The sequence below is a fragment of the Streptomyces sp. NPDC005492 genome (assembly GCF_040605995.1).
Lineage (GTDB): Bacteria > Actinomycetota > Actinomycetes > Streptomycetales > Streptomycetaceae > Streptomyces.
In genome coordinates, this window is the sequence record NZ_JBEXDX010000076.1 from 1 (window position 1) to 24,055 (window position 24,055).

General features: G+C 69.7%; 19 protein-coding genes. 7 read left to right on the top strand and 12 right to left on the bottom strand.

The window, feature by feature from the left end:
• Positions 1–1,000 precede the first annotated feature (1,000 nt).
• The 6 genes from ABZT04_RS43895 to ABZT04_RS43920 form a co-directional block, all read right to left on the bottom strand.
• Complete coding sequence (locus ABZT04_RS43895) at positions 1,001–1,840, bottom strand: shikimate dehydrogenase (protein ID WP_356065735.1); 840 nt, start codon at positions 1,838–1,840, stop codon at positions 1,001–1,003.
• Positions 1,821–3,557: an endolytic transglycosylase MltG gene (mltG, locus tag ABZT04_RS43900; RefSeq protein ID WP_356065738.1), complete on the bottom strand. Its 1,737-nt coding sequence runs from the start codon at positions 3,555–3,557 to the stop codon at positions 1,821–1,823. Before mltG ends, ABZT04_RS43895 begins: the two co-directional genes overlap by 20 nt.
• A gap of 122 nt (positions 3,558–3,679) precedes the next feature.
• Positions 3,680–4,144 carry a Holliday junction resolvase RuvX gene (gene ruvX, locus ABZT04_RS43905; protein ID WP_356065741.1) on the bottom strand — a complete coding sequence of 155 codons (465 nt, stop codon included), beginning with the start codon at positions 4,142–4,144 and terminating at the stop codon, positions 3,680–3,682.
• Between the two features lie 15 nt (positions 4,145–4,159).
• Positions 4,160–6,832: an alanine--tRNA ligase gene (gene alaS, locus ABZT04_RS43910; RefSeq protein WP_356065744.1), complete on the bottom strand. Its 2,673-nt coding sequence runs from the start codon at positions 6,830–6,832 to the stop codon at positions 4,160–4,162.
• The gene (locus ABZT04_RS43915; RefSeq protein ID WP_356065746.1) at positions 6,832–7,191 is read right to left on the bottom strand and encodes a hypothetical protein; all 360 of its coding nucleotides are present in this window, start codon (positions 7,189–7,191) and stop codon (positions 6,832–6,834) included. The genes alaS and ABZT04_RS43915 overlap by 1 nt, the downstream gene beginning before the upstream one ends.
• 7 nt (positions 7,192–7,198) lie before the next feature.
• Positions 7,199–7,639 (bottom strand): DUF948 domain-containing protein, encoded by a 441-nt coding sequence (locus tag ABZT04_RS43920; protein WP_355918989.1) that lies wholly within the window; start codon positions 7,637–7,639, stop codon positions 7,199–7,201.
• A gap of 152 nt (positions 7,640–7,791) precedes the next feature.
• Between ABZT04_RS43920 and ABZT04_RS43925 the strand changes: the two genes are divergently transcribed.
• On the top strand, positions 7,792–9,954 hold the full coding sequence (locus ABZT04_RS43925; protein WP_356065749.1) for an AAA family ATPase: 2,163 nt from the start codon (positions 7,792–7,794) through the stop codon (positions 9,952–9,954).
• A gap of 29 nt (positions 9,955–9,983) precedes the next feature.
• Here ABZT04_RS43925 and rpsD read toward each other — a convergent pair whose 3' ends face one another.
• The 3 genes from rpsD to ABZT04_RS43940 all read right to left on the bottom strand — a co-directional run bounded on the left by rpsD (position 9,984) and on the right by ABZT04_RS43940 (position 12,968).
• Positions 9,984–10,598 carry a 30S ribosomal protein S4 gene (gene rpsD / locus ABZT04_RS43930; protein WP_019066381.1) on the bottom strand — a complete coding sequence of 205 codons (615 nt, stop codon included), beginning with the start codon at positions 10,596–10,598 and terminating at the stop codon, positions 9,984–9,986.
• Positions 10,599–10,908: 310 nt separating this feature from the next.
• A complete protein-coding gene (locus ABZT04_RS43935; protein ID WP_356065752.1) occupies positions 10,909–12,264 on the bottom strand; it encodes a replication-associated recombination protein A in 1,356 nt (451 codons plus the stop codon).
• A gap of 47 nt (positions 12,265–12,311) precedes the next feature.
• A complete protein-coding gene (locus ABZT04_RS43940) occupies positions 12,312–12,968 on the bottom strand; it encodes a vitamin K epoxide reductase family protein (RefSeq protein WP_356065754.1) in 657 nt (218 codons plus the stop codon).
• A 142-nt stretch (positions 12,969–13,110) separates the two neighbouring features.
• Between ABZT04_RS43940 and ABZT04_RS43945 the strand changes: the two genes are divergently transcribed.
• From ABZT04_RS43945 to ABZT04_RS43960, 4 genes are read left to right on the top strand one after another with little or no spacing between them, the layout of a single operon-like run.
• Positions 13,111–13,977: an ABC transporter ATP-binding protein gene (locus ABZT04_RS43945; RefSeq protein ID WP_356065757.1), complete on the top strand. Its 867-nt coding sequence runs from the start codon at positions 13,111–13,113 to the stop codon at positions 13,975–13,977.
• Positions 13,974–14,825: an ABC transporter permease gene (locus tag ABZT04_RS43950; protein ID WP_356065760.1), complete on the top strand. Its 852-nt coding sequence runs from the start codon at positions 13,974–13,976 to the stop codon at positions 14,823–14,825. Before ABZT04_RS43945 ends, ABZT04_RS43950 begins: the two co-directional genes overlap by 4 nt.
• Entirely contained in the window at positions 14,822–16,021 is a 1,200-nt protein-coding gene (locus tag ABZT04_RS43955) for a sensor histidine kinase (RefSeq protein ID WP_356065777.1), read from the top strand. The genes ABZT04_RS43950 and ABZT04_RS43955 overlap by 4 nt, the downstream gene beginning before the upstream one ends.
• Positions 16,018–16,641 (top strand): response regulator transcription factor, encoded by a 624-nt coding sequence (locus ABZT04_RS43960; RefSeq protein ID WP_356065763.1) that lies wholly within the window; start codon positions 16,018–16,020, stop codon positions 16,639–16,641. The genes ABZT04_RS43955 and ABZT04_RS43960 overlap by 4 nt, the downstream gene beginning before the upstream one ends.
• Before the next feature lie 40 nt (positions 16,642–16,681).
• On the opposite strand, the gene hisS is transcribed toward ABZT04_RS43960, so the two are convergent.
• Together hisS and ABZT04_RS43970 are read right to left on the bottom strand one after the other, a co-directional pair.
• Positions 16,682–17,944 (bottom strand): histidine--tRNA ligase, encoded by a 1,263-nt coding sequence (gene hisS / locus ABZT04_RS43965; RefSeq protein WP_356065766.1) that lies wholly within the window; start codon positions 17,942–17,944, stop codon positions 16,682–16,684.
• 11 nt (positions 17,945–17,955) lie between these two features.
• Positions 17,956–18,675: an MBL fold metallo-hydrolase gene (locus ABZT04_RS43970; protein ID WP_356065769.1), complete on the bottom strand. Its 720-nt coding sequence runs from the start codon at positions 18,673–18,675 to the stop codon at positions 17,956–17,958.
• 179 nt (positions 18,676–18,854) lie between these two features.
• Between ABZT04_RS43970 and ABZT04_RS43975 the strand changes: the two genes are divergently transcribed.
• On the top strand, positions 18,855–19,685 hold the full coding sequence (locus ABZT04_RS43975; RefSeq protein ID WP_355919020.1) for a peptidylprolyl isomerase: 831 nt from the start codon (positions 18,855–18,857) through the stop codon (positions 19,683–19,685).
• A 135-nt stretch (positions 19,686–19,820) separates the two neighbouring features.
• The gene (locus ABZT04_RS43980) at positions 19,821–21,050 is read left to right on the top strand and encodes a DUF349 domain-containing protein (protein ID WP_356065771.1); all 1,230 of its coding nucleotides are present in this window, start codon (positions 19,821–19,823) and stop codon (positions 21,048–21,050) included.
• Positions 21,051–21,116: 66 nt separating this feature from the next.
• Here ABZT04_RS43980 and ABZT04_RS43985 read toward each other — a convergent pair whose 3' ends face one another.
• Positions 21,117–23,636 (bottom strand): RelA/SpoT family protein, encoded by a 2,520-nt coding sequence (locus tag ABZT04_RS43985; protein WP_356065774.1) that lies wholly within the window; start codon positions 23,634–23,636, stop codon positions 21,117–21,119.
• Between the last annotated feature and the right edge of the window lie 419 nt (positions 23,637–24,055).

Genomic DNA, 24,055 nt, shown 5'->3' on the forward strand with positions numbered 1-24,055 from the left:
CACACCGGCGGGAAGCCCCTCCAGCGTCGCCACGAGTGCGGGACCGTGGGACTCCCCCGCGGTCAGCCAGCGCAACCTGCTCAACGGTGCTCCTCATGCTCGCGCCCTACTACTGCCCTGCGCACGCGCGTCCTCGCGTACGGCGACGGCGAAACCGGGTGCGCGGCCCTGGCCCGCCACTCCCGATCCTCCCACGTCCGGGGCATGCACCTGGCCTGCGGTCCAGAGAACGGACGGGGTATGGGGGTGAGGGGCGGGTTCGCGTGGCCTCTCGCGGCCCGGGGCCGTCGCGGCCGGGAGCCGCCGACACGCACTCGGCAGAGCCGGTGGGTCGGGCTCAGCGGTCCATGGGCGCCGCCTGGGCCCAGCCGATGGGTCCCGCCCGGGTGCCGCCTCGCCAGCCCGATCGGTCGGACCCCGCAGGCCAAAGGGGCAGCCCCGGCCGAACCACCGCGCCGGCCCCAGCGGCCCGCCAAGGCGCACTCCCCTGCCCACCCAAGCCAGAGGCAACAGCCAACCGACATACTCCCGGCCGATCTGCTCGATCGGGCCCGGCAGCCCACGGACACAGCCCCACCCAAACCGATCAGTCGGGCCCGGCAGCCCACAGGCACAGCCCCGCCCAAACTGATCAGTCGGGCCCAGCAGTCCACGGACGCAGATTCGGCCGAGCCACCGCGTCGGGCCCAGCGTTCCACCAGAAGCCCGCTCCACCACCCGCCCAAGCCGAGGCCGACAGCCGACCCAGCCGATCGGGCCCCCTCGGCGACCTCACTGAAGCGAGGAAGCAGCACGCCTACCTCTCCTCGCTTGCCAGGTCGTCCTCTTCCTGTTCCTGTCCGGGCCACGCCGATGTCGACAGCCGAAGCCGATCCGCGCCCGCTCGCCTACCCCACCGAATGCGCGTCAGCAGTCCGTCGGCCATGCCTCACGCCCCCGCCAGCACCTTCTCGGCGAACACCGCATCGCCCCCGACCCCCCAACCCAGCGGAGCGCCTCCTCAGCGGTCCGCCAGCGCCTTCTCCCCCGCCCTCCGCATCGCGTCCAGCGGTGCCGGGTGGTGGCCGGTCATCTGTTCCACCTGGAGTACGGCCTGGTGGACCAGGAGGTCGAGGCCGCTGACGACCGCGCCGCCGTAGCCGGACCAGCGGGCCGCGAGGGTGGTGGGCCAGGGGTCGTAGAGGACGTCGAAGAGGGTGGTGGGGCGTTCCGGTACGGCGGAGGCGAGGGTGTCCGTGGTGCCGGCGGGGGTGGTCGCGATGACCAGGGGGGCGCGCAGGGCCTCGGCCGCGTCCGACCAGTCGGCCGTGCGGATCTCCACATCGAGCCGCTCTCCCCACAACCGCATTTCGGCGGCGCGGGCCTCGCTTCGGACGTAGGCGACGATCTCGCCGGTGCAGACGCGGGCGAGGGCTGCGAGGGCGGAGGAGGCGGTGGCGCCGGAGCCGAGGATCGCGGCCGAGTCGACCTGTTCGATGCCGTGTTCGCGCAGTGCGGCGACCATGCCGGGGATGTCGGTGTTGTCGCCGACACGTCGGCCGTCCTCGGTGAACACGACCGTGTTGACCGCGTCCACCGACGCCGCGGTGTCGCTGATCTCGTCGAGGAGCGGTATGACGACGCGCTTCAGCGGCATGGTCAGCGACAGCCCGGCCCACTCCGGTCCGAGGTTCTCGAAGAACCCCGGCAGACCGGCCTCGTCGACGTCGAAGCGGTCGTAGGACCAGTCGTCGAGCCCCAGCTCCCCGTATGCCGCGCGATGCAGCACCGGGGAGAGGGAGTGGGCGATGGGCGAACCGAGCACGGCGGCCCGGCGGGCGTCAGTTGCCCGAGGTGGCATTGAACTTTTCCTTGAGTGCCTGGAATTCGGCGTACGTCTTGGCGAATTCGGTCTTGTTCTCGCCGTCGGTCGCCACAAAGTAGATCCAGCCGTCCTTGGTCGGATTCAGTGCCGCGGCGAGCGCCTCGTCACCGGGATTGTCGATGGGACCGGGCGGGAGGCCCTTTTGGGTGTAGGTGTTGTACGGGTCCTTGTTGCTGTTGATCTCGGACTCGCTGATGCGGATGTTGCTCTGGCCCTTCAGGTAATTGAAGGTCGAGTCGAATTGCAGGTACTGGTTGGTCTCGGTGTTCGTGGTCTTGAGGCGGTTGTAGACCACTTCGGCCATCTTACGGAAGTCCTCGTGCGTCTTGCCTTCGGCCTGGACGAGGCTCGCGACCGTGATGACCTGCAGCGGGCTGTCCAGATTGAGCGCCTTGGCCTTCGCCTCAAGGTCGATCGAGCCGTATTTGTCGCTGACCTCGGTGACCATCTGCTTGAGGACCGTTTCGGGTTTCATGCCCTTGGCGGCGCCATAGGTGCCCGGGTAGAGGAAGCCCTCCAGCGGGTCCTTGATGTTCTTGTCGCTGTTCGCCCAACTGGGCAGTCCGAGGCTCTTGTATTCCTTCTTGGCGACGGCCTTGGTGGTGCCGGTGGAAAGCTGGAGTTTCTTGTCGATCGCCGCGTACACCTGGGTAGTCCGCCAGCCCGGGGCGACGATCAGATTGTCCTGGCTCTTGGGGTCGAGCATCAGCTTGACGGCGCTCGCCGCGGACATCTGCTTCTTCAGCAGAAAGACGCCCGCCTGGATCTTCTTCCCGTCGGGATTCTGCGACTGGGCGGCCACGAACGCGTCGACGCTCTTCACGACGCCCTGCTTCTTCAGCTCCTGGCCGATGGTGTAACCGCCCGCACCCTTCGGGATGGTGACGCTCACCGAGCCGGTGCCGTCCCCCGCGTAGTCGGGTGCCGTGCCGAAACGATCCTGGTAGAACTGCCAGCCGAAGTAGCCGACACCGGCCAGGCCGCCACCGAAGACCAGGACGACCACCAGGCAGGCACAGCCGTTGCGGCGCTTCCTCTCCTTGCCGCCTTTGCCCTTGCCGCCCTTGCCCCGCCGGTCACCGCGTCCGGCCGGCTCGTCGTCGGCCTCGTCGTCATCGTCGCCGCCCGCGAAGAACGCGTGTTCGCCCTGGTCGGGGCCCGGGTCCCAGTCGGTCCGCTCCGGTTCGGGTTCCGTGCGCCGCTGACCCGGCGGCTCCGGCGGCGGGAACGCGTCGGGGGTGCCGTAGAAATCGGGCTGCTGTTCGCCGTACGCGGCGGCCTGCTGTCCGTACGGGTCGCCGGGGTCGGCGGCGTAGGGGACATGGCCGTGCGTGCCGGTGGCGTCCCAGCCGCCCTGCTGGTACTGCTGCTGCTGACCGGCGTACTGCTGATGCCCCTGATCGGCGTACTGCTGCTGGTCCGCCCACTGTTGCTGGTCGGGGTACTGCTGAGGGTGGCCCTGCTGTTCGTAGACCTGGTATTGCTGCTGCGCCTGACCGTAATCGGCCTGCTGGCCGTGGCCCCAGTCGCCGTACTGCGACTCCTGGGGCTGTTCCGGATAGTGCTGCGGCTGGCCGCCGTAGGAGGACTGCTGGCCCACGTGGGCCTGCTGGCCTTCCCATCCGACGTCCCCGAACAACGGGTCCTCCGGATGCCACGGTTCGGAGCCTGGGCCCCGGCCATACTCAGTCATCGATCCCCTAGAGCCGCGAGGCGGCGGTCGCGGCGCTTGGGGCTCCGGCTCCCGTCCCGCCTCTTGCTGTGCCATGGCTGTTCGAACACCATCGCATCGCGCGGAACGTTACCGTATCGCGATCAGATGACCACTTCGACGCCCTCGCCGGGTGGTTTACCTGACACCCGTTCGGATTCCAACGCCTGCTGAAGGATGATCACAGCGGCGGCCTGGTCGATGACCGAGCGGCCCTTCTTGGACGACACCCCCGATGCCCGCAGTCCCTGACTGGCCGTCACCGTGGTCATCCGTTCGTCCAACAGTCTGACCGCTACGGGGGCGATGCCCCTGGCCAGCTCCTGGGCGAAGGCCCGGACCTTCACGGCGGCCGGGCCCTCGCCCCCCTTGAGGGAGCGGGGGAGGCCGACGACGACTTCGATCGGTTCGTACTCCTCGACGAGCTGTCTCAGCCGGCGGTGTGCCGCCGGGATGTCGCGGCCGGGGACCGTCTCGACGGGAGTGGCGAGGATCCCGTCGGGGTCGCACGAGGCGACCCCGATCCGGGCGTCCCCGACGTCGATCGCGAGCCGGCGTCCTCTGCGCATGTTCGCGGCCGATTCTTACTTGGCCGTCTCGGCGACAAGGCGCTCGACGGCCTCGACGGCCTCGCCGACGGCGGCCGGGTTCTGGCCGCCGCCCTGGGCCACGTCCGGCTTGCCGCCACCGCCGCCGCCGAGGGTCTTGGCGGCCGTACGGACCAGGTCGCCGGCCTTGAGGCCGCGCTCGCGGGCGGCTTCGTTGGTGGCGATGACCGTCAGCGGCTTGCCGTTGTTGACGGTGAACAGCGCGACCACGGCGGCCCGGCCGCCCTGGATGCGGCCGCGCACATCGAGGACCAGCTTGCGCAGGTCGTCCGCGGTGGTGCCGTCCGGGACCCGGCCGGTGACGACGGCGACGCCGTTGATGTCCTTGGCGGACTCGACGAGACCGGCGGCGGCCTGGAGCACCTTCTCGGCGCGGAACTTCTCGATCTCCTTCTCGGCGTCCTTCAGCTTGCCGAGCATGGCGGAGACCTTCTCCGGAAGCTCCTCCGGGCGACCCTTGATCAGCTCCTGGAGCTGGGCGACGACCGTGTGCTCGCGGGCGAGGAAGTTGTAGGCGTCCACGCCCACGAGGGCTTCGATACGGCGGACACCGGAGCCGATCGACGACTCGCCGAGCAGCTTCACCAGGCCGAGCTGGGAGGTGTTGTGGACGTGGGTGCCGCCGCACAGCTCCTTGGAGAAGTCGCCGATGGTGACGACCCGGACCCGCTCGCCGTACTTCTCGCCGAACTCGGCGATGGCGCCCTGCTTCTTGGCCTCGTCGAGGCTGAGGATCTCGGCGTGCACGTCCAGGTCGCGGGCGAGCACCTCGTTGATCTTCTGCTCGACGTCGGTCATCACCGTCGTGGGAACCGCGGACGGGGAACCGAAGTCGAAGCGGAAGCGCCCGGGCTGGTTCTCGGAACCGGCCTGCGCGGCCGTCGGGCCGAGCGCGTCGCGCAGCGCCTGGTGGGTGAGGTGGGTGGCCGAGTGGGCGCGGGCGATGGCGGTACGGCGGCGGGTGTCGATCGCGGCCTCGGCCTTGGCGCCAACGGTGACCTCGCCGAACTGGACGACGCCCTTGTGGACGTAGACGCCCGGTACCGGCTTCTGGCAGTCGCGGACCTCGATGACGGCACCGGACTCGACCTTGATCCGGCCGGTGTCGCCGATCTGGCCGCCGCCCTCGGCGTAGAACGGAGTGCGGTCGAGGACGATCTCGACCTCGTCGCCCTCGGTGGCGGCCGGGGAGGAGACGCCGTCGACGAGGATGCCGACGATGGTGGACTCGCCCTGGGTGTCCGAGTAGCCGATGAACTCGGTCTCGCCGGCCTGGTCGGCGATCGCGCGGTAGGCACCGACGCCGGCGTGGCCGGTCTTCTTGGCCCGGGCGTCGGCCTTGGCCTGATCGCGCTGCTGCTTCATCAGGCGCCGGAAGCCGTCCTCGTCCACCGAAAGGCCCTGTTCGGCGGCCATTTCGAGGGTGAGGTCGATCGGGAAGCCCCAGGTGTCGTGGAGCAGGAACGCCTTGTCGCCGGCGAGGACCTTGCCGCCGGACTCCTTGGTGTCGCTGATGGCCGTGTCGAGGATGTTGGTGCCGGCCTTCAGCGTCTTGAGGAAGGCGGCCTCCTCGGCCAGGGCCACGGTCTCGATCCGCTGGCGGTCGGTGACGAGCTCCGGGTACTGCTGGCCCATCATCGCGATGACCGTGTCGATGAGGTCCTTGACGACCGGGCCGGTGGCGCCGAGCAGGCGCATGTTGCGGATGGCGCGGCGCATGATGCGGCGCAGGACGTAACCGCGGCCCTCGTTGCCGGGGGTCACGCCGTCGCCGATGAGCATCACGGAGGTGCGCATGTGGTCGGTGACCACGCGCAGGGAGACGTCCGAGTCGTGGGAGTCGCCGTACTCGACACCGGTCAGTTCGGTGGCCTTCTTGATGACGGCCATGGAGGTGTCGATCTCGTACATGTTCTGCACGCCCTGCAGGATCATCGCCAGGCGCTCCAGGCCGAGGCCCGTGTCGATGTTCTTGCTGGGCAGCTCGCCGAGGATCTCGAAGTCCTCCTTGCCGATGCCCTCGCCGCGCTCGTACTGCATGAAGACGAGGTTCCAGATCTCCACGTACCGCTCGTCGTTGACGGCGGGGCCGCCCTCGACGCCGAACTCGGGGCCGCGGTCGTAGTTGATCTCGGAACACGGGCCGCAGGGGCCGGGGACGCCCATCGACCAGTAGTTGTCCTTCTTGCCGAGGCGCTGGATGCGCTCGGCCGGGACGCCGATCTTGTCACGCCAGATGGTCTCGGCCTCGTCGTCGTCGAGGTAGACCGTGATCCACAGCCGCTCGGGGTCGAGCCCGTAACCACCCTTGTCCTGGGGCGAGGTGAGCAGCTCCCAGGCGTAGGTGATGGCGCCTTCCTTGAAGTAGTCGCCGAAGGAGAAGTTGCCGCACATCTGGAAGAACGTGCCGTGCCGGGTGGTCTTGCCGACCTCTTCGATGTCGGGCGTGCGCACGCACTTCTGCACACTGGTCGCGCGCGGCCACGGCGGCTTGACCTCGCCGAGGAAGTACGGCTTGAAGGGGACCATGCCGGCGGGGACCAGGAGCAGAGTCGGGTCGTCCGCGATGAGCGACGCCGAAGGGACGACGGTGTGGCCGCGCTCCTCGTAGAAGCTCAACCAGCGGCGGCGGATTTCAGCCGACTCCATCAGTGGTCCTCATTCCGGTTGTACGAGTACGTCGTTCTGTCCGTCCTGTCGACGGATTTCGGGGTGTTGCGGTTCTCGATGGCGATGGGGTGCCTGGCGCCGGGGAGTTCGGGGTCGACCGGGGCGCTGATCCCCAGGGCGTCGCCGAGTTCGGCCTCCCGCTGGACCATGCCGGCGCGGACGTCGAGCGCGAAGCCCACCGCGCTGTCCTTGAGCCGGTGGCCCGCTTCGAGCGCCTTGTTGGCCGCGGCCACGGCGAGGTGCTCGGGGGTGAGCTGCTTCAGCTTGCGATTGACCTTGGTGGTCGCCCAGACACCGGCGGCTACGCCCGTGCCGAACCAGAACGTACGGCGGAACATCGCTCGGTCAGTCCTTCTTCCGGGTGCGCTTGGCCCGCCGCGCGGCCGGGACCGTACGGCCCACGATCACCGTGCGCCGGGAGGCCTTGGCGGGCTCGGCCTCGCGTCGGCCGCCGAGGGCCCGGCGGACGCCGTAGCCGAAGGCCGCGACCTTGACGAGGGGGCCGCCGAAGGTGGAGGCGACGGTGGTCGACAGGGCGGAGGCGTTCGACGTGACCTCTTGGACGTCGGTGGCGATCGCGTCGACCCGGTCGATCTGGGTCTGCGCGGAGCGCACCGCCGAGGAGGCGTCCGCCAGCAGCGGGACGGCCTGGTCGGTCACGTCCGCGACGAGCTTGGTGGTCGCCTTGAGCGTCTGGGCCAGCCTCACCAGTGCGACGGCGAGGAAGGAGACCAGGATCGCCCAGAAGACGGCCACCAGGATCCCGGCAACCTCTCCACCGGACACCTGACACCCTCTCTCATGAACACCTGTAGATAACTGGTCCCGAGCCTATCGCGCCGGGGGTGGCGCTCCGTACCGCATTGACGCCCCGCGCGCAGTCGAGTTGAGCGAAGCGATTGTACGGACTGAATACGGTTCAGTACGCTCCGTGTTCCATGCGAGCTTCCCAGCGCACCGGCTCCTGCGCCGACGGCAATCTGCCCCTGGAACCCGACCGGTTCGTGGGCCGCGCGGCCGAACTCACCGAGCTGGCGCGGGCGCTCGACGCCTCGCGTCTGGTCACCGTGACCGGGCCCGGCGGGGTCGGCAAGTCGCGGCTCGCGGCCCGCGCGGCGTCCCGGTCCGCTCCCCCGGGCGGGGCGTGGCGGGTGGAGCTGGCCGCGGTGCGCGATCCGGAACTCGTGGACTTCGCGGTCGTGGAGGCGCTGGGCCTGACGGATCACACCACGCGGTCGCCGCGCGAGACACTGCACGCGCATCTGTTGGAGCGTCAACTCCTGTTGGTGCTGGACGGGTTCGAGCATCTGGTGGAGGTGTGTGCCTCGCTGGTGGCCGAGTTGGTGGGGCGGGCGCCGGGGCTGCGGGTGCTCGCGGTGGGGCGGCGGCCGCTGGAGCTGGCGGGCGAACGGGTGCTGGCGCTGGCGCCGTTGGGCGAGGAAGAGGCGGTGGAGCTGTTCGCCGAGCGGGCCGCGCACCACGGGATCGTCCTCGGGGACGACGACGCGGACGTACGGGAGCTGTGCCGACGGTTGGACGGGATTCCGCTCGCCGTCGAGCTGGCGGCGGGGCGGCTGCGGGCGCTGTCGCCCGGGGAGTTGCTGGCGCGGTTCGACGACCGGTTCCGGCTGCTGGCCTGTGGGCGGCGCGACGCGCTGCCCCGGCATCGGACGCTGCGTACGGCGATCGGCTGGAGCCATGAGCTGTGCACGCCCGAGGAACGGCTGTTGTGGGCGCGCCTGTCGGTGTTCGCCGGGAGCTTCGACCTGGAGGCCGTCGACTATGTGTGCAGCGGCGACGGGCTGCCCGCCGACGACGTCCTCGACGTGCTGTCCGAGCTGCTCGCACAGTCCGTGATCGTCCGCGAGGAGACGGCGAGGGGCATGCGCTACCGGATGCTCGACACCGTCCGGGCCTACGGCGCCGACTGGTTGGCGGCGACGGGCGACGGGGCCCGGCTGCGGCGGCGGCACCGCGACTGGTATCTGGGGCTGGCGACCTGGTGCGAGCTGGACTGGTTCTCGCCGCGCCAGGGCGAGGTCGCCGCGCGGGTCGAGGCGGAGCTGCCGAATCTGCGCGGTGCCCTGGAGTACTGCCTGAACGAGCCGGACGAGACGCATCTGGGCCAATATCTGGCGGGCTCCCTGTGGTTCTGCTGGGCTGGCTGCGGACGGCTCTCGGAGGGCCGGCACTGGCTGGAGCAGGCTGTGCGACTGGATTCCGGCAACGACCAGTCACGGCTGAAGGCCCTGTGGGTGCTCGGCTATGTGGCGATCCTCCAGGGCGACACCGTGCCCGCGCTGGCCGCGCTCCAGGAGTGCCGGGAGGAGGCGGACCGGGCCGCGAACCCCACGGCGGTGGCGTACGCGGAGCATCGCACCGGCTGTCTGGCCCTGGTCACCGACGACATGGCGAGGGCGGAGACCCTGCTGCGCTCGGCCCTCGACCGCTACCGCCGGATCGGCGAGCTGAACAGCACTGTGCTGATGGGCCAGGTCGAACTGGCGATGGCCCGGGCCTTCCAGGGTGATCTGGCGGACGCGGTGAAGCTGTGCGAGGACGTACGGCGGGTGTGCGAGGACCACGGCGAGCGGTGGACGAGGGCGTACGCGCTGTACGTGCTGGCGTACGTGGCCTGGAGCGACGGCGAACTCCCGCTCGCGCGCGACCTGTTGACGGACTGTCTGGGCAGCGCGCACGGTTTCCGCGATCTGCTGGGCTCGGTGCTGGCGGTCGAACTGCTGGCCCTCGTCACGGCGGCGGAGGGCGATGCCGCCGAGGCCGCGCTGCTGCAGGGCGCGGCGGCTGGGATGTGGCCGTCGGTCGGACTGCCGCTGTTCGGGTCGGCGTACTACAACGCGCCCCACGAGCTGTGCGAGGCGACGGCCCGGGAGCAACTGGGCGACGAGCGGTACGAGGAGTGCGTACGGGACGGGGCGCGGCTCGACCGGGAGGCTGCCGTGGCGCGGGCGCTCGGGCTGCCGCGCCCGCTCGACGGGGTGCCGGTTCCGCGCGGTCGGGTGCGGCCCGCGGCGATGCGGGTGGACATGCGAAAGCCCGCCGCCTCGCCCACCCGGAAGGGCGGGGAGACGGCGGGCTGACGTGCAGTGGTGCTACGTCCGTGAGGTGATCAGCGGGCGTAGTACTCGACGACGAGCTGCTCGTCGCAGATCACCGGGATCTCCTTGCGGTTCGGCTCGCGGTCCAGGCGGAACGCCAGGGCGCCGAGGTTCACCTGGAGGTAGCGCGGGGTCTCGCCGTCGGGGGCGAAGCCACCGGCGCGGGAGACCTCGAACAGGGTCTTGCTGCGGCTGCGCTCGCGGACCATCACGACGTCGTCGGGCTTGACGCGGAAGGACGGCTTGTCGACCTTCTGGCCGTTGACCTCGATGTGGCCGTGAACGACCATCTGGCGGGCCTGGTAGATCGTGCGGGCGATGCCCGAACGCAGGACCAGCGCGTCGAGACGACGCTCCAGCTCGATGATCAGGGCCTCACCGGTCTTGCCCTGGACCTTGGAGGCACGCTCGTAGGCGCGGACGAGCTGGCGCTCGGACACGTCGTACTGCGCGCGCAGACGCTGCTTCTCCAGCAGACGGACCTTGTAGTCCGAGTTCTGCTTGCGGCCACGACCGTGCTCACCCGGCGGGTAGGGACGGGCCTCGAAGTACTTGACGGCCTTCGGGGTCAGCGCGATGCCGAGGGCACGCGACTTCTTGACCTTGGGGCGGGACTGGTTCGCCACTTGTCTCTTTCCTTAATTTCCGGCTTGTCAGGGTTAAGGGAGGTCGCATCCGCAGTCGGGGAAACCCGCCGGGTCCGCGAGGGACCTGTCGGGCAGCCGCTCCCCTGGTCTGGGCACATACGTGCAGCACACGAGTGGCCCACCGACCTTTCCCGGAATTCCGGGTGGTGGTGGGCTGCCCGCGACACCGTTCGAAGGGTGCGCGACGCTCCTGGAGATGGTCCGGGGACTGGGTCCCTTGACCGGCTCCGGCTGACTGTCCTGTTCTGACTGCACAGGACCCAGCACTCCGGCGAAGTCTACAGGGTGCTCAGGACCGCTGACGACCGAGGTGCGCCCTGGTCCACTCGACCGCGTCCGCGTACCGGGCCTCGGCTCCATGGCGCGTGGGCTCGTAGTACTCGCGGTCCTTCAGCTCCTCCGGGGCGTACTGCTGCTCGGCGATCCCCTCGGGCAGGTCGTGCGGGTAGACATACCCCTGGGCGTGCCCCAACTTGGCCGCGCCCTTGTAGTGCCCGTCCCGCAGATGCATCGGCACCGGGCCCGCGTGCCCCTTGCGTACGTCCTCCATGGCGGCGCCGATCGCCATGGTCGCCGCGTTCGACTTGGGGGCCAGGGCGAGCGCGATGGTGGCGTGGCTGAGGGTGAGCGCGGCCTCCGGGAAGCCGATCATGGCTACGGCCTGGGCGGCCGCGACAGCGATGGGCAGCGCGTTGGGATCCGCCAGGCCGATGTCCTCGCTCGCCGAGATCATCAGGCGGCGGGCGATGAAGCGGGGGTCCTCGCCGGCCTCGATCATGCGGGCGAGGTAGTGCAGGGCCGCGTCGACGTCGGAGCCGCGGATGGACTTGATGAGTGCGCTGGCCACGTCGTAGTGCTGGTCGCCGTCGCGGTCGTACTTCACCGCCGCGCGGTCGACGGTCTCCTCCAGGGTCTGGAGGGTGATGTCCGGCTCGCCCTTGTCGAGGGCGGCCCCGGCGGCGGCCTCCAGGGCGGTGAGCGCGCGGCGGGCGTCGCCGCCCGCGATGCGCAGCAGGTGGTTCTCGGTGTCCTCGGGGAGGGCGACCGCGGCCTTGAGACCTCGCTCGTCGCTCAGCGCCCGGCGGAGCAGCCCGCGCAGGTCGTCGTCCGTGAGGGGCTCGAGGGTGAGGAGCAGGGAGCGGGACAGGAGCGGGGAGATCACCGAGAAGTACGGGTTCTCCGTGGTCGCCGCGATCAGGGTCACCCAGCGGTTCTCGACGGCCGGGAGGAGAGAGTCCTGCTGGGCCTTGCTGAAGCGGTGGATCTCGTCCAGGAAGAGGACGGTCTCCTTGCCGAAGCCGCCGGTGGCGCGGCGGGCGCCGTCGATGACCGCGCGGACCTCCTTGACGCCGGCGGTGATCGCGGACAGCTCCACGAAACGCTTGTCGGTGGCCTTGGAGACGACGTAGGCGAGGGTCGTCTTTCCGGTGCCGGGCGGGCCCCAGAGGAGCACCGAGGACGGTCCGGCCGGGCCGCCCGCCCCCTCGCCGACGAGTCTGCGCAGGGGCGAGCCCGGCTTCAACAGGTGCTGCTGGCCCACGACCTCGTCGAGGGTGCGCGGGCGCATCCGCACCGCCAGGGGGCTGGAGGACGGGTCCTTCTCCTGGCGTTCTTCGGCTGCGGCGGTGAACAGGTCGGGCTCCACGTCCAAAACCCTATGTCACCGCACTGACAATGCGGTCGGGCCCGGTCTCAGGCCCAGAGCTGGGCGCCCCAGCGGGTCAGGACCAGCATCGCGATGATGCCGACGTGGGTGACCGGGAGGACCCAGGTGAACTCGCCCAGGAAGTTCTTGACCGGGCGGGGGGCCTTCAGGAAGTCGTTGCGGATGTTGAACGAGGTGACGTACCAGAACATGGTGATCGTGGCGACCCAGGCCAGCGAGCACCACAGGCACAGCGCGTTGATCCGGTACAGCGACTGGAACTGCAGCCAGGTGCAGAAGCCCACCCCGAAGAGGGTGCCGAAGTTGAAGGTCAGCCAGTACCAGCGGGGGAACTTCACCCGGGTCAGCAGGGTCACGCCGACGCAGATGACGATGCCGTACGCGACCAGGCCGAGCATCGGGTTCGGGAAGCCGAAGGCGGCGGCCTGCTTGCTCTCCATAACGCTGCCGCAGGACACGATCGGGTTGATGCTGCAGCTCGGGGTGAACGTCTTCCCCGCGACCTTGCCCTCAAGGATCTTGAACTTGTCGATCGTGATGACCCACGCGGCGAGCAGTCCGGCCGCACCGGTGATCACCAGCAGCACGGCGAAGGCGCGACTGCTGCCCACTGTGCGCGGCTCCATGTCCGTGTGCTCCGGTTCGGAGTCGGTGGAGACGTCCTTCACTGTCGTCTTGCTCATCACGCCGATCCGTCACTTGAGAGTTGGACCTTCTTCGGGCAGGGCCATTGTGCCGCACGCGCACGCGTGTCCACCGTTCGATGGACATAAGGAAGTACGCACGGTCGTCCCTGAGCGCTCGATTCCGGACGATGCTCTTGGCATGACAACACAGGCGAACGATCTCGCAGTGGATGTGCGAGGGCTGCGCAAGCAGTACGGGGACGTGACCGCTGTCGACGGCATCGACCTGGAGATCCGCACGGGGGAGGTGTTCGGCCTGCTCGGGCCCAATGGCGCGGGCAAGAGCACCACCGTCGAGATCCTCCAGGGCAACCGCGGTCGGGACGCGGGACAGGTGTCGGTGCTCGGTTCGGACCCGGCGACGGGCACACGCGCGTGGCGTTCTCGGGTCGGCATCGTCTGGCAGGACGAATCGGCACCCGCCGAGTTGACGGTCGGCGAGACCGTGCGGCACTTCGCCCGCTACTACCCGCGTCCGCGCGACCCCGAGGAGGTCATCGGCCTGGTGGGGCTCGAAGCCAAGGTCGACAGCCGGATCAAGGGGCTCTCGGGCGGACAGCGCAGGCGGCTGGACGTGGCCCTAGGAGTGATCGGCGATCCGGAACTCCTTCTCCTGGACGAGCCGACGACCGGTTTCGACCCGGCGGCCCGGCGCCAGTTCTGGGACCTGATCCGCAAGCTCGCCGACGAGGGCACCACCATCCTCCTCACCACCCACTACCTGGAGGAGGCGGAGAACCTCGCCGACCGGCTGGCGATCGTCGCCCACGGCCGGGTGGTCGCCGCGGGTGAACCGGCCGCCCTGCGCGAGCGCCACGGCACCGGAGCCACCGTCGAGTGGACCGAGCCCGACGGCACCCCGCGCGCGGAGCACACCGACACTCCTACCAAGGTCGTAGCCGAACTGATGCACCGCTTCGACGGCGAGATCCCCGGGCTGCTGGTGAGCCGCCCCACCCTGGAGGACGTCTACCTCCGGCTGACCGGACAGGAGGACGTGCGATGACCACCACCACGACCGTCGCGGTGACCCGGGCACGAGCCTCCGAGCAGCGGCTGCCCGGTGCCTGGGGGCTCGGGCTGCGGCGCGGCACCCTGGAACTCAAGCAGTTCTTCCGGCAGCGCGACCAGGTGGTGTTCACCTTCGCCTTCCCGGTCGTCTTCCTGTTCCTGTTCGCGTCGATCTTCAAGGACGACGTCCGGGGCGCGGGCGTCAACGCCTCGCAGTTGTACGTCCCGGCGATGATGGCCGCCGGCATCATGTCGACGAGTTTCCAGTCCCTCGGCATCTCGATCGCGATCGAACGCGACGAGAAGGTGCTGCGCCGGCTCCGCGGCACCCCGATGCCACCGGCCGCGTACTTCCTCGGCAAGATCTGGCTGGTTCTGGTCACGGGGCTGACGGAGACGGCGATCCTGCTCCTGGTCGGCACCACCATCTACGACGTCGACCTCCCGTCGTCGGCGTCGAAGTGGTTCGACTTCGGGTGGATCTTCGTCCTCGGTCTGACGGCCTGCGCGCTGCTCGGCATCGCGGTGAGCTCGGTCCCCAAGTCCGGCAAGAGCGCGACCTCCGTGGTCGTACTCCCCTTCCTGGTCCTCCAGTTCATCTCCGGGGTGTACATCTCCATCGACACCATCCCGGACTGGATGCTCAACATCGGCGCCCTGTTCCCGCTGAAGTGGATGTGCCAGGGGCTGCGCGGGGTCTTCCTGCCCTCGTCGGCGCAGGTGCTGGAGCAGGCCGGGAGCTGGGAGTTCGGGAAGGTCGCGCTGGTGCTCGGGGCGTGGTGCGTCGGAGGATTGCTGCTGTGTCTGCTGACCTTCCGGTGGAAGAACCGGCGCGACGGATGAACGCCCCCGGCGGGGCGACGGGCACGGACGCCTGGGACCGCTCGTTCCTGCTCTGGGACACGTACTTCGCGCTGATCTGGCTGGCCACCCTGGTGTTCGTGCTCGGCACGGACCAACCGGGGTGGTCGGTGCGCGTGGCGGCGGCCGGGCTGCTCGTCCCGCTGGTCCCGCTGTACGTCTGGTTCGGGCGCCCGATCCTGCGGGGCGATCCGCCCGACGAGCGGCGGGCCGTCGGTTACCTCGTCGCGGAGATGGCGCTGTTCCTGCCGTCGGCGGTGCTGGTCGGCGAGACCCGGCTGATGGGCTTCGCCCTCGTCCCGCCGTGCTTCATGGTGCTGCGGCTGCGCTGGGCGCTGATCGCGGTGACCGTGATCAACATCGCTCCGGTGATCGGCTGGGCGCTGCTGTGGTGGCCGAGCGCCCAGGACGTGTTCTTCAACTCGGTGTTCGCCGTGGTGACCCTGGTCTTCTCGGTGGCCCTCGGGAGTTGGATCATCCGCATCATCGATCAGAGTCAGGAGCGCGCGGAGTTGATCGCCGAACTGGCCGCGAGCCGCCACGAGGTCTCCCGGCTGTCGTCGGCGCACGGCGCGCTGGCCGAGCGGGAGCGCATGGCCCGCGAGATCCACGACACCCTCGCCCAGGGCTTCACCAGCCTGCTGATGCTGGTCCAGGCCGTGGAGGCCGAGCTGGACGACGACCCCGCACAGGCCCGCCGCCATCTCGCCCTGATGGACGAGACCGCCCGGCAGAACCTCGCCGAGGCCCGCGCCCTGGTCGCCGGCGGCACCCCCGCCGACCTCGCCGACGCCTCGCTGCCGGACGCCCTGCGCCGGCTCGCCGCCCGCCAGGACGCGACCCTGGAGGTGACGGGCGCGGTGCGTGCCCTGCCGGCGGGACCCGAGGTGGTGGCGCTGCGCACCTGCCAGGAGGCACTCGCCAATGCCCGCAAGCACGCGGGGAGTTCGGCGACGGTGAGCCTCACCCTCGGGTACGCCGACGAGACGCTGACCGTCTCGGTACGGGACGACGGGTGCGGTTTCGACCCGGGTGCGGTGTCCGGCGGCTACGGCCTGGCGGGCCTGCGGGCCCGGGCCGCCGAGGTGGGCGGAACGGCCCTGGTGCACAGCGCGCCGGGCGACGGCACGACGGTGACGGTACTGCTGCCGGTCGCCCCGCGGAGGAGTGCGCGATGATCCGGATCGTCCTGGCCGACGACCACCCCGTCGTACGGGAGGGCCTGCGCGCCATGCTCAGCGCGGAACCCGACCTCGACGTGATCGCCGACGCGTCCAGCGGACCGCAGGCCGAGGCGCTGGCGGCCGAACTCCGCCCCGACATCGTGCTGATGGACCTGCGGATGCCGGGCGGCGGAGGCGTCGACTCCATCGTGCGGATGAACGAGGCCGGACTGCCCTGCCGGGTGATCGTCCTCACGACGTACGAGACGGACCGCGACATCCTGCGCGCGGTGGAGGCGGGCGCGGCGGGCTATCTGCTGAAGGACCTGCCGCGTGGCGAACTGGCCGACGCGGTACGGGCCGCAGCGCGCGGCGAGACGGTCCTGGCCCCCTCGGTGGCCGCCCGCCTGGTCGACCAACTGCGCACCAAACCGGAACGGCCACGGCTGTCGGAGCGGGAGACGGCTGTGCTGCGGCTGGTGGCGGAGGGCTGCACCAACGCGGAGATCGGGCGCCGGCTGTACATCGGGGAGTCGACGGTGAAGACCCATCTGCTGCGGGTCTTCGGCAAGTTGAGGGTGGACGACCGGACGGCGGCGGTGACGAGTGCGATGCGGTACGGGTTGCTGGACTGAGGGGTCTGGGGGCTGCCGCCCCCAGACCCCACCTTCGCCCTCAGCCGAGCTTCGACTCCAGCTCCGCCACGATCTCGTTCACACCGACCGCCGACTGCTCCCCGGACTCCATGTCCTTGAGCTGTACGACGCCCTCGGCGAGGTCGCGTTCACCGGCGACGATCGTGTAGCGGGCGCCGCTGCGGTTGGCGTTCTTCATGGCGCCCTTGAGGCCCTTGGCGCCGTAGGAGAAGTCGGCCGCGATGCCCAGCCTGCGCAGCTCCGTCACCTTGCCGAAGAGGACCCGGCGGGCCTCCTCGCCCAGCGGAACCGCGAACACACTGGTGGACGCGGGGAGTTCGAGTTCGACGCCCTCCGCCTCCAGGGCCAGCACCGTGCGGTCGACGCCCAACGCCCAGCCCACGGAGGGCAGTGCGGGGCCGCCGATCATCTCGGAGAGGCCGTCGTAGCGGCCGCCGCCGCCCACCGCGGACTGGGAGCCCAGTCCGTCGTGGACGAACTCGAAGGTGGTGCGGGTGTAGTAGTCCAGACCGCGCACCATCTTGGGGTCGTCCTCGAAGGAGACGCCCGCGGCCGTGATCAGCTCGCGCACCTCCTCGTGGTACGCCTTGCACGCGTCGCACAGGTAGTCGCGCAGCAGCGGCGCGTCCGTCAACTGCTTCTGGATGTCCGGGCGTTTGTCGTCGAGGACCCGGAGCGGGTTGATGTCCGCGCGGCGCAGCGTCTCCTCGTCGAGGTCCAGGCCGCGCAGGAAGTCCTGGAGCGCGACCCGGTACACCGGACGGCACTCCTTGTCGCCCAGGCTGTTGAGGAGGATGCGGAAGTTCCGCAGGCCGAGCGAGCGGTACGCCTGGTCGGCCAGGATGATCAACTCGGCGTCCAGGGCCGGGTCCTCAGCACCGATCGCCTCGGCGCCGACCTGGGAGAAGTGGCGGTAACGGCCCTTCTGGGGGCGCTCGTAGCGGTAGTAGGAGCCCGAGTACCAGAGCTTGACCGGGAGGTTGCCCGCCTTGTGCAGGTTGGCCTCAAGTGCCGCGCGCAGTACGGAAGCCGTGCCTTCGGGGCGCAGGGCGAGCTGGTCGCCGCCCTTGGTCTCGAAGGCGTACATCTCCTTGGTCACGATGTCGGTGGACTCTCCGACACCGCGCGCGAAGAGCTCGACGTTCTCGAAGCCGGGCGTCTCGATGTAGCCGTAGCCGGAGTTGCGCAGCGGGGACGCGATCGCCTCGCGCACGGCGAGGTACTTGGCGGAATCGGGCGGCAGAAGGTCGTACGTGCCCTTGGGGGCCTGGAAAGTACTCACGGAAGGTCTCGTCACATTCCTCGTCGGGGAGCGTTCACGTCAGCGCCGTGATCTCGGCGGCCTGCGGCCGTTTCCCGCAGATACGGGTTGGTCGCGCGCTCCTGGCCGATGGTCGTCTGGGGGCCGTGGCCGGACAGCACCACGGTCGAGTCGTCGAGCGGCAGGCACACACGGGCCAGCGAGTCGAGGATCTCGGCGTGGGAGCCGCCGGGCAGGTCGGTGCGTCCGATGGAGCCGGCGAAGAGCAGATCCCCGGAGAAGAACACGGAGGGGATCTCCGGGTTCTCGGGCATCTGGAAGGTCACCGACCCCTTCGTATGGCCCGGCGCGTGCGCGACCGAGAACTCCAGTCCCGCGAGCGCGAGCCGCGCGCCGTCGGTCAGCTCCTTGACGTCGTCGGGCTCCCCCACGGTCAGCTCGCCCATCAGCGGCATCCCGATGGAACGGCCGAGCGCCTTCTCGGGGTCGCTCATCATGTACCGGTCCTCGGGGTGGATCCAGGCCGGCACGTCGTGCGCGCCGCAGACCGGGACGACCGAGGCCACATGGTCGATGTGGCCATGGGTGAGGACGACCGCGACGGGCTTGAGCCGATGCTTCCTGAGCGCTTCCTCGACTCCCTGGGCGGCCTGATGGCCCGGGTCGATGATCACGCACTCCTCACCGGCGGCGGGGGCGACGAGATAACAGTTCGTCCCCCAGGCCCCGGCGGGGAACCCGGCAATGAGCACGATCGTCCTTCGTTGTGTCGATACGGGCGGGGATAAGGATCCCTGCGTCAGTGGTCAGAGCCTACCGGCGCTGCCGAATCCTCAGCGAACCCATATACGGTACGGGGCACACGCAGGCGGTCGGCTCACAAGACGCACGCGTCCCAGTCGACGTACGAGACGCATGAGGAGAGAATCCGGTGGTCACCCAGGAACAGCGGAAGCGGCAGCTCGCGCGGGAGAAGTTCTTGCGGCAGCAGCAGCGGCGTACGTCCGCTCGACGCAAGGCCCGTATGCGCAACTCGGTGATCGCGTCGGTGCTCGGCGTGGTCGTGATCGGCAGTGTGGCGCTGTACACGACCGGGGTCATGAAGGGCAACGACGACAAGTCCAACGCGAGCGCGGACGTGACGCCCAGCGCCTCGGCGACGAGCAAGGCGCCGGACCCGTGCGCGAAGCCGGCCGCGGGCAAGATCAAGACGCTGAGCTGGAAGAAGGAGCCGGCGGTCACGATCGACAAGTCGGCCAAGTACACGATGAAGCTGGCGACGACCTGCGGTGACATCGACATCGCGCTGAAGACGTCGGCCGCGCCGCACACCGTGAACTCGTTCAACTTCCTTGCCAGCAAGGGTTTCTTCGACCACACGAAGTGCCACCGGCTCACCACCACCGGCATCTACGTGCTGCAGTGCGGCGACCCGACGGGCGCGGGCAGCGGCGGTCCCGGCTACACGATTCCGGACGAGAACCTGAAGGACAAGAGCCTCAAGGGCGGGATCTACCCGGCGGGCACGGTGGCGATGGCCAACACCGGTCAGGCGCACACCGGCGGCAGCCAGTTCTTCCTCGTGTACAAGGACTCCACGCTGCCGGCCAGCTACACGCCGTTCGGCACGATCGACGCCGCGGGCATGAAGGTCCTGAACAAAATCGCCGCGGCCGGGGCCCAGGCCGCCGACGCCACGACGGGCAACACCGCACCGAACGCGACGGTCGTGATCAACAAGGCGACTGTCACCAAATCCTGACCGTCAACAGCGAAATTTCGGTCGCGCGGGATGCGGACAGGCAACCCGCCGGTCGCCTATGTTGGCCGTGACGAAACTGTGGACGATGCCCGGGGGCACAGAGGCCCTGTGCAGGCATCATGTGGAGGAGGCGCTGTGAGCAGCGACCCGTGGGGACGCGTCGACGAGACGGGGACCGTGTACGTGCGTACGGCCGACGGCGAGCAGGTCGTCGGTTCCTGGCAGGCCGGCTCCCCCGAGGAGGCGTTGGCCTACTTCGAGCGCAAGTACGAAGGCCTGGTTGTCGAGATCGGCCTCCTCGAAAAGCGAGTGAAGACCACCGACCTGTCGGCGAAGGACGCGCAGGCCGCCGTCGACCATCTGCGCGAGCAGGTCGACGCCCACCACGCGGTCGGCGACCTGGCCTCGCTGCGGGTCCGGCTGGACAAGCTCATGGAGACCGTCGAGGCGCGCCGCGAGGAGCGCAAGCAGCAGCGCGCCAAGCAGTCCGACGAGGCCCGGCATGCCAAGGAGGCGCTGGTCGTCGAGGCGGAGGAGCTGGCGCAGTCCGACCAGTGGCGGGCGGCCGGTGAGCGGCTGCGTGCCCTGGTGGACACCTGGAAGGGTCTGCCGCGTCTGGACCGCAAGTCGGACGACGAGCTGTGGCACCGCTTCTCGCACGCGCGGTCGGCGTTCTCCAAGCGCCGCAAGGCGCACTTCGCGTCGCTGGACGCGCAGCGCGAGGACGCCCGCAAGATCAAAGAGCGGCTGGTCGCCGAGGCCGAGGGGCTGTCGGACTCGACGGACTGGGGGCCGACGGCCGCCCGCTACCGCGAGCTGATGGCCGACTGGAAGGCGGCGGGCCGCGCCCAGCGCGAGCACGAGGACGATTTGTGGAACCGCTTCCGCGGTGCCCAGGACGTCTTCTTCGCCGCCCGCAGCTCGGTCTTCGCGGAGCGGGACGCCGAGCAGACGGAGAACCTGAAGCTCAAGGAGGAGCTGGCCGAGGAGGCCGAGAAGCTCCTGCCGGTGACGGACCTGAAGGCGGCCCGCGCGGCCTTCCGCTCGATCAACGAGCGCTGGGAAGCCATCGGCCATGTGCCGCGTGACGCCCGCCCGAAGGTCGAGGGCCGGATGCACACGGTTGAGCGGGCGCTCCAGGAGTCCGAGGAGACCGAGTGGCGCCGGACGAACCCGGAGGCACGCGCGCGTGCCGAGGGTCTGACCGGCCAGCTCCAGGCTGCCGTGGACAAGCTCAAGGGCCAGATCGAGCAGGCGCGGACCCAGGGCAACAACTCCCGGGCCGACAAGCTGGAGCGCGAACTGGAGGGCCGCCAGGCTCTGTTGGACCAGGCGCTGAAGGGTCTGCAGGAGTTCGGCGGCTGACCGCACGCCACGCATGAGGAGGGGGCTCCCGTACTTCGAAGTACGGGAGCCCCTTCGTCGTATCCGCTACGTCTTGTTCCGCGCCGAGGTGACCCGGTACACGTCGTAGACGCCCTCCACTCCCCTGACCGCCTTCAGGACGTGACCCAGGTGCTTGGGATCGCCCATCTCGAAGGTGAAGCGGGAGGTGGCGACGCGGTCGCGGGAGGTCTGGACGGCCGCGGAGAGGATGTTGACGTGCTGGTCGGACAGGACGCGGGTGACGTCCGAGAGGAGCCGGGAGCGGTCCAGGGCCTCGACCTGGATGGCGACCAGGAAGACCGAGGACTGGGTGGGCGCCCACTCGACTTCGAGGATGCGCTCGGGTTCGCGGGACAGTGACTCCACGTTGACGCAGTCACTGCGGTGAACCGATACACCGCTACCGCGCGTGACGAAACCGATGATGGGGTCGCCGGGAACGGGCGTACAACAGCGGGCCAGTTTGACCCACACGTCGTCGACGCCCTTGACGACGACACCCGGGTCGGCATTCGACCGGCGCTTGCGGCCGCGGCCGTGCGCCGGCGGCACGCTCTCGTCGATCTCCTCGGTGGCCGCCTCCTCTCCGCCGAGCGCCTGCACCAGCTTCTGTACGACGTTCTGCGCGGCGACATGCCCCTCGCCGATCGCCGCGTACAGCGAGGAGATGTCCGGGTAGCGCATCTCGTGCGCGAGCGTGACGAGGGAGTCGCCGGTGAGGATGCGCTGGATCGGCAGGTTCTGTTTGCGCATCGCGCGGGCGATGGCGTCCTTGCCCTGCTCGATCGCCTCGTCGCGGCGCTCCTTGGAGAACCAGGCTCTGATCTTGTTGCGGGCGCGCGGCGACTTGACGAAGCCGAGCCAGTCGCGGGAGGGGCCGGCGCCGGGTGCCTTGGAGGTGAAGACCTCCACCAAGTCGCCGTTGTCCAGGGTGGATTCGAGCGGTACGAGGCGGCCGTTGACCCGTGCCCCTATGGTCCGGTGGCCGACCTCGGTGTGCACCGCGTACGAGAAGTCCACCGGGGTGGCACCGGCCGGCAGCGCTATGACGTCGCCCTTCGGTGTGAAGACGAAGACCTCGTTGCGGGACAGGTCGAAGCGCAGGGAGTCCAGGAACTCGCCCGGGTCCTCGGTCTCCTTCTGCCAGTCGAGCAACTGGCGCAGCCACGCCATGTCGTTGAGGTGGTCGTCCTTGCCGGTGGTCCGGGGCGTCTCCGAGCGGACCTTGGAGGTGCCGGCGACGGCCTCCTGCTTGTACTTCCAGTGCGCGGCGATGCCGTACTCGGCGCGGCGGTGCATGTCGAACGTACGGATCTGAAGCTCAACAGGCTTGCCGTTGGGGCCAATTACTGTCGTGTGCAGCGACTGATACATATTGAACTTGGGCATCGCGATGTAGTCCTTGAACCGGCCGGGGACCGGGTTCCATCGCGCGTGCACGGTGCCGAGGGCCGCGTAGCAGTCGCGGACGGTGTCCACGAGGACGCGGATGCCCACCAGGTCGTAGATCTCGGCGAAGTCGCGGCCTCGGACGATCATCTTCTGGTAGACGCTGTAGTAGTGCTTGGGGCGGCCGGTGACGGTGGCCTTGATGCGGGCGGCGCGCAGGTCGGTCTGGACCTCGTCGGTCACTATGGCGAGGTACTCGTCACGCTTCGGTGCCCGCTCGGCCACCAGCCGGACGATCTCGTCGTACATCTTGGGGTAGAGGATCGCGAAGGCGAGGTCCTCCAGTTCCCACTTGATGGTGTTCATGCCCAGCCGGTGGGCGAGCGGCGCGTAGATTTCGAGCGTCTCCCGCGCCTTCTTCTCCTGCTTCTCGCGCTTGAGATAGCGCATGGTGCGCATGTTGTGCAGGCGGTCTGCGAGCTTGATGACCAGGACGCGCGGGTCCTTGGCCATCGCTACGACCATCTTGCGCACGGTCTCGGCCTGCGCGGCCTCGCCGAACTTGACCTTGTCCAGCTTGGTGACGCCGTCGACGAGCAGGGCGACGGAGTCGCCGAAGTCGCGGCGGAGCTGGTCGAGGCCGTACTCGGTGTCCTCGACGGTGTCGTGCAGCAGTCCCGCCATGAGGGTGGCCGGATCCATACCCAGCTCGGCGAGGATGGTGGTGACGGCGAGCGGGTGCGTGATGTACGGGTCGCCGCTCTTGCGCTTCTGTCCGCGGTGCCAGCGTTCGGCGACCTGGTAGGCGTTCTCGACCTGGCGGAGGGTGGCCGTCTCGATCTTCGGGTCGTTGCTGCGCACTATCCGCAGCAAGGGCTCCAGGACCGGGTTGTACGGGTTGGAACGCTGCACACCGAGGCGGGCCAGGCGGGCGCGCACGCGGTTGGAGGAGCCGCCGGAGCGCGGGGCGGGCTGACCGGTTGTGGGGCGGGGCGCAGGGCGCTCGGGCTGGTCCGGCTTGGGGCGCGAGGGCTCGGCCGCCTTGTCGGCGGGCGCCGTCTGGGCGTGCTCCGCCGTCCCGCGCGGTTCGCTGGACGCGCTGGACGCGGGCTCCACCGCAGGGCCCGGGGTGGGCTCGGGCTTGGCGGCGGTCAGGTGCTGGGCCTCGTCTGCCAAGAGGACTCCTCGTGCGCGATCCGGGTCCCCCGGTCAGGCTCCGGAGTGCCCATGGTAGCCATCCCGGGCTCCGGGATCGCCTTCAGGCCGATGTGAGGGCCTTCTGCAGGTAGAACACGGGGGGCCGGCGCAGGATTCCGCGGGGAGGCTTCGGGGCGATCCGGGGGTGTCTTGCGGGTGACGGGGCAGGGGGCCGCGGGCGGCGCCGGGCGTTGGGCTGGCTCCTGGGCGGGTGTATGGGCGGGGGCATGGATACGGGCGCACCGGGACGGCCGGTGCTACGAGGCGCACGATGCGCCGGCGATCCGCCGAGGGCGGCCTGCGGGTGACGAGGCGGGGGCCTGCCGACAGTGCCACGCCCCGGGCGGACCCCGGTCTACGGCTGCCGACGCGGGGAGCGGACACCGACGCGCTGGGAC